This window comes from Curtobacterium sp. PsM8, assembly GCF_030433875.1.
GTDB lineage: Bacteria > Actinomycetota > Actinomycetes > Actinomycetales > Microbacteriaceae > Curtobacterium.
Window position 1 is genome coordinate 67194 of sequence record NZ_JARUXD010000009.1, and the last position, 9738, is coordinate 76931.

7 protein-coding genes and 1 tRNA gene are annotated in these 9738 nt (G+C 72.0%); 4 read left to right on the forward strand and 4 right to left on the reverse strand.

Annotated features, from left to right (window positions below):
* The first annotated feature begins 29 nt into the window (after positions 1 to 29).
* Entirely contained in the window at positions 30 to 623 is a 594-nt protein-coding gene (locus QCD68_RS03585; protein WP_221849584.1) for a molybdopterin-dependent oxidoreductase, read from the forward strand.
* The gene (locus QCD68_RS03590) at positions 620 to 1396 is read left to right on the forward strand and encodes an FAD-binding oxidoreductase (RefSeq protein WP_301222046.1); all 777 of its coding nucleotides are present in this window, start codon (positions 620 to 622) and stop codon (positions 1394 to 1396) included. The genes QCD68_RS03585 and QCD68_RS03590 overlap by 4 nt, the downstream gene beginning before the upstream one ends.
* 70 nt (positions 1397 to 1466) lie before the next feature.
* Here the strand turns inward: QCD68_RS03590 and QCD68_RS03595 are convergent, their stop codons facing one another.
* A complete protein-coding gene (locus tag QCD68_RS03595) occupies positions 1467 to 2339 on the reverse strand; it encodes a hypothetical protein (protein WP_301222047.1) in 873 nt (290 codons plus the stop codon).
* 424 nt (positions 2340 to 2763) lie between these two features.
* Positions 2764 to 2835, reverse strand: a tRNA-Gly gene (locus QCD68_RS03600).
* Between the two features lie 135 nt (positions 2836 to 2970).
* Between QCD68_RS03600 and QCD68_RS03605 the strand changes: the two genes are divergently transcribed.
* The gene (locus QCD68_RS03605) at positions 2971 to 4362 is read left to right on the forward strand and encodes a serine hydrolase domain-containing protein (RefSeq protein WP_301222048.1); all 1392 of its coding nucleotides are present in this window, start codon (positions 2971 to 2973) and stop codon (positions 4360 to 4362) included.
* Between the two features lie 50 nt (positions 4363 to 4412).
* Here QCD68_RS03605 and QCD68_RS03610 read toward each other — a convergent pair whose 3' ends face one another.
* Both QCD68_RS03610 and QCD68_RS03615 read right to left on the reverse strand, forming a co-directional pair.
* Positions 4413 to 6302 (reverse strand): glycoside hydrolase family 18 protein, encoded by a 1890-nt coding sequence (locus QCD68_RS03610; RefSeq protein ID WP_301222049.1) that lies wholly within the window; start codon positions 6300 to 6302, stop codon positions 4413 to 4415.
* A gap of 97 nt (positions 6303 to 6399) precedes the next feature.
* Positions 6400 to 7137 (reverse strand): hypothetical protein, encoded by a 738-nt coding sequence (locus tag QCD68_RS03615; RefSeq protein ID WP_301222050.1) that lies wholly within the window; start codon positions 7135 to 7137, stop codon positions 6400 to 6402.
* Positions 7138 to 7305: 168 nt separating this feature from the next.
* Here QCD68_RS03615 and katG point away from each other — a divergent pair, with 168 nt between their 5' ends.
* A complete protein-coding gene (gene katG / locus QCD68_RS03620) occupies positions 7306 to 9612 on the forward strand; it encodes a catalase/peroxidase HPI (RefSeq protein ID WP_301222051.1) in 2307 nt (768 codons plus the stop codon).
* Positions 9613 to 9738 lie beyond the last annotated feature (126 nt).

Genomic DNA, 9738 nt, shown 5'->3' on the forward strand with positions numbered 1-9738 from the left:
GCGCCGGCGACGACAGGGACGAGGACACGATGGCCAGCTTCACCCGCGGGTTCGGCGGACGCCGCCGTGACGTCGACGACAGCAAGGTCCCGCCCGGGCAGACCCTGGTGCACGACTGGCCGGTCCTGTCCGCCGGCGCGACGCCGGAGATCGAGCCGTCCGAGTGGAGCTTCTCGATCCGCACCGAGTCCGGTCTGCACTCGTGGACGTGGGACGAGGTCCGGGCGCTCGGGCTCGAGGACGTCACGGTCGACATCCACTGCGTCACGCACTGGACGAAGCTCGGCATGGGCTGGCGCGGTGTCCCGCTCGACAAGCTGTTCGCCGAGGTCGAGACCTCGCTCGACTTCTGCATGGTGCACAGCTTCGGCGGGTACACCACGAACGTCCCGCTCGACGAGCTGCTCGAGGGCCAGGCGTGGATCGCGTTCGAGGCGGACGGCGAGCCCCTGACCCCGGAGCACGGCGGCCCGGCACGACTGCTCGTCCCACACCTGTACTTCTGGAAGAGCGCGAAGTGGGTCCGCGGCATCGTCATGCACGCTGAGGACGAGCCCGGGTTCTGGGAGAACGCCGGCTACAACATGCACGGCGACCCGTGGAAGGAAGAGCGGTACTGGTGAGCCTGCCCACTGCGCCGGTCCGACCGCTCCGCCGTCCCGCGTGGCACGACGCCACGGTCGTGGCGGTCGCCCCCGAGACGCCGAACGCCGGCCGACTGGTCCTCGACGTGCCGACCTGGCCAGGCAACGACCCCGGGCAGCACCTGGACCTGCGACTGACGGCCGAGGACGGCTACCAGGCCACCCGGTCGTACTCGATCGCCTCCGCCGGGGACGGCACCCGGATCACCCTCGCGGTGGACCGGGTCGAGGACGGCGAGGTCTCCCCGTTCCTGGTCGACGCCGTCGAGGTCGGTGACTCGCTCGAGGTGCACGGCCCGCTCGGCGGCTGGTTCGTCTGGCGCCCGGACGTGTCGGCGGAGCACCCCCGGCCCGTGCAGTTGATCGCCGGCGGCTCGGGCATCGTGCCAATGCTGCCGATGGTCACCGCGCACGCCGAGGCAGCCGACCCGTCGCCGTTCCGGATGCTCTACGCCGTCCGGACGCCCGCGGACGTCTTCTTCCGCGCTGAACTCGACGCGGCACTCGCCGTGGCGGACCGCGCACCGTTCACGCTCGAGGTCGTCTACAGCCGTCAGAGCCCGCCCGGAGCCGAGACGCCCGCCGGACGTCTCACCCGCGACGGGCTCGCCGCAGCGGTCCTGCCGCCGGAAGACGGGGCCCTGGTCTACGTGTGCGGCTCGACGCCGTTCGTGGAGCAGGTGTTGCGCTGGCTCGGCGAACTCGGGCACGACGTCACCGAGGTCCGGGCGGAGCGGTTCGGCGGAGCCTGACCCGACACGACGAGAGCAGGCGGCCCCGGGGTGGGACCGCCTGCTCTCGTCACGGGTGGTGGCGCAGGACCTACAGCTCCTCGACGAAGAACTTCTGCGCGTCCGACTTCCGGCCGGACGAGTCCTCGACCCAGATCTTGTACTCGAGCCACGTCGAGCCCTCGGGGAGGGTCACGTCGATGTCGGTGAACTTCCCGATGCCGCCGCCGGCCGTGTAGGTGGCGCGGTCGGTGAAGTGCAGGCCGTCGGACGACTGCTGGACGTGGAGCGTGCCATCGGTCGGCCGGGTGATCGTGGCGTCGCGTCGCGCGTGTCCGTGCGCGATGAAGATCGACTCGTCCGCGCCGTACCAGTCGTTGGTGACATCCGCCTTCGTGCCGGTCACGGAAAGGACGTTCGGCGTCCCCGGCTGCTTCGCGTCGTGCTCGGGCTCCGGCAGGGGCTCCGGCGCGGGGTTCGGGTCGGCCGGCACCGGCAGCGGGGTGAGCGTCGGGAGCGGACCGGGCGTCTCGGGCGGCGTGCCCGGTGCGGCGGCGGACCAGACGACGGACTCGACCTCCTGGAAGTACTGGTTGTTGACCTTCGTGCCGAACCGCAGCTCGAAGCTCGGGGAATCGGACTCGACGGACGCCGAGAAGTGGCCGCCGGCACCGACCTTGCCGGCCTGGTAGCCGTGGCCGGCGGCGATCTGGACGTCACGCACGCGCTCGGTGATCACGCCGTCGACGGTGATCCGCCCCTGGTCGTACACGGCGGAGGTCAGGGTGACGATGCCGTGGGCGAACACGTGGCCGCCGGAGCCCAGCTCCGGCGTGGTCGCGGCGGCCGAGACGGACGAGGTCGGGGCGGTCGCTGCCATCGCCGGGAGCGAGCCGACGACGGGGGCGCCGAGCGCCAGCACGAGGCCGGCGGCGGCGGTGATGAGGGTGCACTTCTTCTGCATGGGGTGGTGTTGCTCCTGCGTTCGGGGCGGATGGGCCGAGCAGGACTGTGCCACTGCAATCTGACGGTATTTCGGATGCAATGTCCATCGGTGTCGACCGGACGAACGGGCTCCCTGTCAACACCGCGCTCGAATGATGCGGGGAGATTGCGGGAAACCGCATGTCGGACCGATGACCCCACCTCGGGGGGTGACCGCTCCGAAGACATGCCCGGGACCTGCGGCGGACCACCCATCCGCCCGTCCTCCGGAGGCGACGAGGCCTCTGCGCCGGCGTGGGCGCGGGGACCCGAACCCTGCGCCCAGCCGGCACCCCCGGCGTGACGACGTCCCCGGTCCGCGATCCCCCGGCAGGGCGCCCGTGAACGACGGAACCCCCGACCGATGGCCGGGGGTTCCTGGTGTCCTCTGGAGGGACTGTCCGAGCGGATGACGAGATTCGAACTCGCGACCCTCACCTTGGCAAGGTGATGCGCTACCACTGCGCCACATCCGCATGCTGGTCACCGGGGTGACCAACGTCGACAACTGTACTCGACGACGGGCGCGATGCGGGCCTCCCGACCGCGTGTCGGGCGCGCCGGACGGAAGTCCCGCTCGCATGACCGGGGGTCGGGTTAGGGTCGGAGGCGTGACGACGACGTTCCGATGCAGCTCCCCGTCCGCCCTCGGCATCGACGCGGCGGGCGTCGACCGGCTGGTCACCGCCCTCGAGGGCGCGCCCGGCGTGGAGCCGCACAGCATCATGGTCCTCCGGCACGGCGAGGTCGCCGCCGGGGGCTGGTGGGCCCCGTTCGCCGCCGACCGGGTGCACCTGCTCTACTCGCTGAGCAAGAGCTTCACCGCGGCGGCCGTCGGGATCGCCGTCCGTGCCGGGCTCGTCGACCTGGACGCCACCGTGATCAGCCACTTCCCGGAGCTCGACGCCGAAGTCACCGACGAGCGCACCCGCCGGATGCGCGTCCGCCACCTGCTGGCGATGGCGAGCGGGCACCGAGCTGAGACCATCGAGCGCGCCCGGCAGCTCGACCCGACGAACACCGTCCGGGGCTTCCTGCTGCTGCCGGTGGACGAGGAGCCGGGCACCGTCTTCGCCTACAACCAGCCGTGCACGTACACGCTCGGCGAGATCGTGCGGCGGGTCAGCGGGACGTCGCTGCTCGAGTACCTGCGACCCCGGTTGTTCGCACCGCTCGGCATCGACGACTTCGCGTGGTGCCGGGACGACTCCGGCGCCGAACTCGGCTACAGCGGCGGGTACACGACGACCGACGCCGTCGCTGCCCTCGGACAGCTGTACCTGCAGGGTGGCGTGTGGAACGGCGAGCGGCTGCTCGACCAGGACTGGGTCGCCGCGGCCACCAGCACCCGCGTCGAGAACCCGGACGAGGCGAACCCGGACTGGTCGGTCGGCTACGGGTTCCAGTTCTGGATGGCCCGGCACGGGTTCCGCGGCGACGGTGCCTACGGGCAGTTCTGCATCGTGCTGCCGGAGCAGGACGTGGTCGTGGCGATGACCGGGCAGAGCCTCGACATGCAGGCCGTCCTCGACGCGGTGTGGGAACACCTGCTGCCGGCGATCGACCGGCCGGGGTCTGCCGAGGACGACGAGCGTCTCCGCGCACGACTCGCGGGCCTCGCGCTGCCGCCGGTTGTCGGCGGACCGCTCGGCGACCTGCCGGACGGATCCGCCTCGGTCGCCGGGTCACGGTCCGCGCGCCTGGGCGCCGGACTGGAGGCCCTGCACCTGTCCCAGGACACCGACCGCGGGTGGGTGCTCACCCTCCGCGACCCCTGGGGCGAGGTCGTCGCACCGGTCGGCGACGGCTCATGGGCGATCGACGGCGCGACGGCGACCAGCGGAGCCCGGGACGGCGACGAGCTGTCCATCGACGTCCGGTTCGTGGAGACCCCGCACCTGCTGCACGTCCGGTGGGACCTGGCGTCGGGCACCGCTTCGGCCGCCTGGGAGACCGAGCCGCTGCACGACGCCGCGTCGACCCTGCACCGCCCCGCCGACTGACAGCTGCTGCCGGGGACCGGCTCCGGGCGTTCCTGCACGGTGCGCGCGGTTCAGTGCGTCGCGCCGGTGACCACCGCGTGCGCGAACGACCACCGCGCGTCCCGCACGCCGGAGCACATGTACGCGCCGATGGACGGGTTGCACGGCTGGTCGCGGGTGGCCTCCCAGTAGGAGAGCACCTCGATGCCGTTCGCGACCGACCACGCGGCGAGGTCCTGGGCGTCCGCACGGGTGAAGACCTCGCCGGTGTCGTTGAGACCGACCATCGGCGTGAGGCCGATCATCGACAACCGGGCCGAGGCGCTGAGCCCGGCGTACGCGGGGATCGTCGCGAGCTGGCCGGCGGTCGCCACAGCGGCGGACTTCGCGGCGGCGCCCATCGGCCGAGTGCCCTGTCCGTAGTCCATCGCCATCAGGTTCACCGCGACCGGACGGACCCCGGCAGCGGCGAGGCCCCGGACGGCCGCGACCCCCTCGCCGAGGAGTCCCGTCGGCATCACCGGCAGCGTGAGGGAGACGTCGAGGTGACGACCCTTCGCGGCCTGTGCGGCGACGACCCGGGCGATGGCGGTCGCGCGACGCTGGTTCGCCGCCGTGTCGCCGAGCGCGGTGCCCTCGATGTCCAGGTCGATCCGGTCGACGCCGAACCGGTCGACGACCTGCTGGTAGGCCGCCTGCAGCTTCGCCGGGTCGGTGCACCGCAGCGCGAGTTCGCTGTTCACGGCACCGCCGAACGACACCACCACTTGGCCACCGCTCGCCTGGAACGCGGCGATGTTCGCGTGGAAGTCCTGCGGGCCGCCGATCCGGTACGCGTCGAAGCCCGCCCAGGCCGGGGTGCAGGCGTTGCCGCCGTTGTCCGAGACGACGAACGCCAGCGTGAAGGCCCGCATGCCGGTCTGCTTCGCGAAGGTCCGCAGGTCGGCGGTCGGCCAGAGCCCGAGGTCGACGTACGGGGCGATCAGGGTCCGACCAGCGCGCGGCTGGGTCAGTGGTGCCGGCACGGCGATCGGGGTGGGCGCCGGAGTGCTCGAGGCGGGCGGACCGGCGGGGACACCGGACACGGTGCAGGCGACGTCCGTGCCGGCCGGCAGGTCCAGCACGGTGCAGGCGGTCGGGACGACGGCGGCACCGCCGGTGGTCGTCGAGGTGAGCCCGAACGACGTCGCGGCTCCGGCGTCGAGCGTGGTGGCGTAGGACGGGGCGGAGGCGATGAAGCCGCCGGTGGTCGGGCTCGCGCTGGCATCCCAGATCGTGGCGACCCTGTCGGCGGTGGTGAAGCGGATGCGCCAGGGGGCGAGACGCAGAGCCGTCCGGTTCGTCACGCTGACCGAGGACTGGCTGCCGGTCGTCCAGGTGGCGGTGTGCAACCAGCCGACCGCGACGGTGCCGTCACGCCCGGTCGCCGGCTTCGGAGCCGGAGTCGGATTCGGCTTCGGCTTCGGCTTCGGACTCGGCTTCGGGGTGGCCGGCGGCTTGCCGGGCGTGGCTGCTCCCCCGTTCACCGAACACGGCGTCGCCGCACCGATGACCGTGCACGAGGTCGGCACCGTGCCCGCCTTCGGGACCTTCCGCGAGTCGATCCGGAACGAGGCCGTCGCTCCCTTCGCGATGTCCGGACGCGCCGTCACCCCGGCCAGGGTGAGCGACCCCTTCGCGCTCGACACCTTCCGGACGTCGCGGAACGTGCGGGCGTCCGACGCGTACGCGAACCGGATCGTCCAGCCGCGCCAGGTGGCGCCGGACCCGTTCGTGACGCCGACCGTGGAGCGGAACCCGGTGGACGTCAGCGCGCTGTTCTTCCACGAGACGGACACCTTCGGGGTCGCCGCGGCCGAGGCCGGCGGAGCAGTGACCGTCGTCGCGGTGACCGGGGACGCGAGCAGCGCCAGGAGCACGGCCGCCGGCAGGAACCGTCGGATCAGGGTCGGACGCCGCATGGGGCCACTCCTCGGGTCGGGAACCGCCCGCCGCCCCCTCGGGCCGGGCCTCGTGTTCCGTCAGCACCTATCGGCGGTGCGGCGGGATCCGTCGGCGTCAGCCGCAGAACTCGTAGGGCGGTGTCGCCTGCTGTCCGACCCAGACCAGGGCGACGTGCTCGCCGTCCCGACCGAGCTGGAAGGTGATGTGGCGCGAGCCGGCGTCGATCGTCCACGTCGTCGGCACCGCGGCCTGCTCCCCCGCTGACCCGCTCGGCAGCGCCGCCAGATCGGGGTGTGCTGCTTTGAGCTCCGCGATACTGCTGCCGACCCCCGTGCCCGCCGCGGTCTCCGGTCCGGTGACCGACGTCGCAGTCGACTGCGGACCGCCGATCTCGACGCCCGAGACCGTGCCGTCGCGGTCCTCGACGATGAGGCCCGGACTGGCCTCCCGGTGCCAGAACGAGGTCGCCGGAGACGCTGGGCAACCGCCGGAGTCCCGGGTGTAGGCCGCGCGGAGGTCGTCGACCTCGGCGGAGGTGCTGCCCCCGAGGGCGATCGGGCCGAGCTCGTCCCCGGAGATGGTCCACGTGTCGGGGTCGGACAGCGAGAAGGCGCTGCCTGACGCTGTCGGTGTCGCCGAGCTCGTCGGCGTGGGGGTCGCCCCCGTGTCCGACGACGTCGACGTGGGCGCCGTCGCTGTCACGGTCGCCGTCGGCGATGTGCTGTCCGGTGCACCCGGATCGACGGACGAGCAGGCGCTGGTCGACACGAGCGTGGCGACCACCACCGCGATGCCCACTCCACGGACGGCACGGCGGAAGGCGGTCCGGCCGGTGATCGAGAAGTCCCCCATGTGGCCGACGGTACCCGCGGACCCTCAGTGGCGGCTTCGTTCGAGTCTTCGAAGCACGACACGCACTCCTCGCCCGGACTTCCCAGCACGACCGCCCACGCTGGGCCTGACGCGCCGCCCATCGGGGGGCGGACCCGCCGCGTCGGACGACGTCACGAGGAGTCTGCAGTGCACAACGACGGAACCGACACCTGTCCCCACCACATGGACGGCGAACTGCCGGCCGGAGGTGACCACCTCGGCGGGTCGTTCGGCGACGCGCCGACGCTCGAGAGCTGGTACCCGCAGCGCCTCCGGGTCGAGCTGCTGCACCGGAACGGCATCGACGCCGACCCGCTGGGTGCCGACTTCGACTACGCCGCCGCCTTCGCCACGATCGACCTCGACGAGCTCAAGCGCGAGATCACCACGCTGCTGACGACGTCGGTCGACTGGTGGCCGGCCGACTACGGCAACTACGGCCCGCAGATGGTCCGGATGGCCTGGCACGCGGCCGGCACCTACCGCATCGCCGACGGCCGCGGTGGCGCCGGGACGGCCATGCAGCGCTTCGCCCCGATCGGCAGCTGGTGGGACAACGGCAACACCGACAAGTCCCGGCGGCTGCTGCAGCCGATCAAGCGGAAGTACGGCAACGCCCTGTCCTGGGCGGACCTGATGGTGCTGACCGGCAACTGCTCGCTGGAGCTGATGGGCCTGCCCACCTACGGCTTCGGCGGCGGACGGCTGGACGCGTGGGAGCCGGACGACGGTACGTGGTGGGGCCCCGAGGTGTGGGACCCGCACCAGGCACACCAGGGCGACGACATGGTCTCGCGTGACGAGCGGTGGACCGGACGGAACGGTGACGCCGACTACGACCTGCAGAGCCCGCTCGCCGCGTCGCACCAGGCACTCATCTACGTGAACCCCGAGGGACCGTACGCGAACGGCGACCCGATGGGCTCGGCTCGTGACATCCGCATCACCTTCACCCGGATGGCGATGAACGACGAGGAGACCGTCGCGCTCATCGCCGGTGGGCACGCGTTCGGCAAGAGCCACGGCCAGGTGCCCGCATCGGACATCGGCCCCTCGCCCGAGCTCGCACCGATCGAGTCGATGGGCCTCGGCTGGCACAACCCGGTCGGCACCGGCAACGGGCAGTACACCTCCACCAACGGCATCGAGGGCAGCTGGACCCCGAACCCGACGCAGTGGGACAACACCTACCTGGAGAACCTGTTCCGGTACGACTTCGAGCAGACGAAGAGCCCGGCCGGTGCGCTGCAGTGGACCCCGACCGACCCGGACGCCCCGAAGACGCCCGACGCGCACGTTCCCGGGCAGATGAACCCCCTGATGATGATGACCTCGGACATCGCACTGAAGGTCGACCCGGCCTACCGGGAGGTCTGCGAGCGCTTCCTCGCCGACTTCGACCTCTTCACGCTCGCATTCTCGAAGGCCTGGTACAAGCTGACGCACCGCGACATGGGGCCGAAGCACCGCTACCTCGGCCCGGAGGTCACCATCGCCGACGACCTGCTCTGGCAGGACCCGCTGCCCGAGAACGAGGGCGCACCCCTCGACGCGTCCGACGTCGCGGCGCTGCAGCAGGCGACGCTCGCCACCGGTCAGTCCGTCTCCGACCTCGTCTTCACGGCGTTCTCGGCGGCCTCGACCTACCGCGACAGCGACAAGCGCGGTGGCGCGAACGGCGGCCGCCTGGCCCTGGCGCCGCAGAAGGACTGGGCGGTGAACCGTCGCACGGTCCCCGTGATCGCCGCCCTGCGCCAGGTGCAGGCGGACTTCGCCCGGACCTCCGGCAAGCAGGTGTCCCTGGCCGACCTCATCGTCCTGGGCGGGTGCGCGGCGGTCGAGCAGGCCGCACGGGCCGCCGGTACGGAGACGAGCGTGCCGTTCACCCCCGGTCGCGTCGACACCACCCAGGAGCTCACCGACATCGAGATGTTCGAGTGGCTCCGTCCGGTCGCGGACGGGTTCCGGAACTTCCTGTCGCCGCGCTTCGCCGAGTTCGCACCCGGCGTCGCCCCCGAGTCCGTGTTCCTGGACAAGGCGAACCTGCTCACGCTCACCGCTCCGGAGTGGACCGTGCTCACCGCCGGCCTCCGCTCGCTCGGCGCGAACTGGGACGGCTCGGACACCGGCGTGCTCACCGACCGGGTCGGCGTGCTCAGCACCGACTGGTTCGTGCACCTCACCGACACGGACCTCGACTGGACGCCGGACGACGAGTCGGAGACGACCTTCACCGGTCGGACGAAGGCCACCGGCGAGGCTCGCTTCACCGCCACCCGGCACGACCTGTTGTTCGGCTCGAACGCGCAGCTGCGGTCGATCGTCGACGCCTACGCGGGTCCCGACGGCCAGGAGCGCTTCGTCCGCGACTTCGTCCGCGTCTGGGACAAGGTCATGATGCTCGACCGCTTCGACGTCAAGGGGCACCGCCGGTACGGACCGATGGCGGCCTGACCGCGTCGGGTCGCGGACGCGACCACCTGACGGACGGGAGGCCCCGTGCCAGGGGGTACCCGGCCTACCCTACCGCCTGGGGTCGGGCGACCGGTACCGCTCCCCCCGGTGCCGTTGGCGTTCAGT

Coding starts and splice junctions, on each gene's coding strand:
- QCD68_RS03610 (WP_301222049.1), bottom strand. CDS start 6,302: ATGCGGCGTCCGACCCTGATCCGACGGTTCCTGCCGGCGGCCGTGCTC.
- QCD68_RS03585 (WP_221849584.1), top strand. CDS start 30: ATGGCCAGCTTCACCCGCGGGTTCGGCGGACGCCGCCGTGACGTCGAC.
- QCD68_RS03615 (WP_301222050.1), bottom strand. CDS start 7,137: ATGGGGGACTTCTCGATCACCGGCCGGACCGCCTTCCGCCGTGCCGTC.
- QCD68_RS03595 (WP_301222047.1), bottom strand. CDS start 2,339: ATGCAGAAGAAGTGCACCCTCATCACCGCCGCCGCCGGCCTCGTGCTG.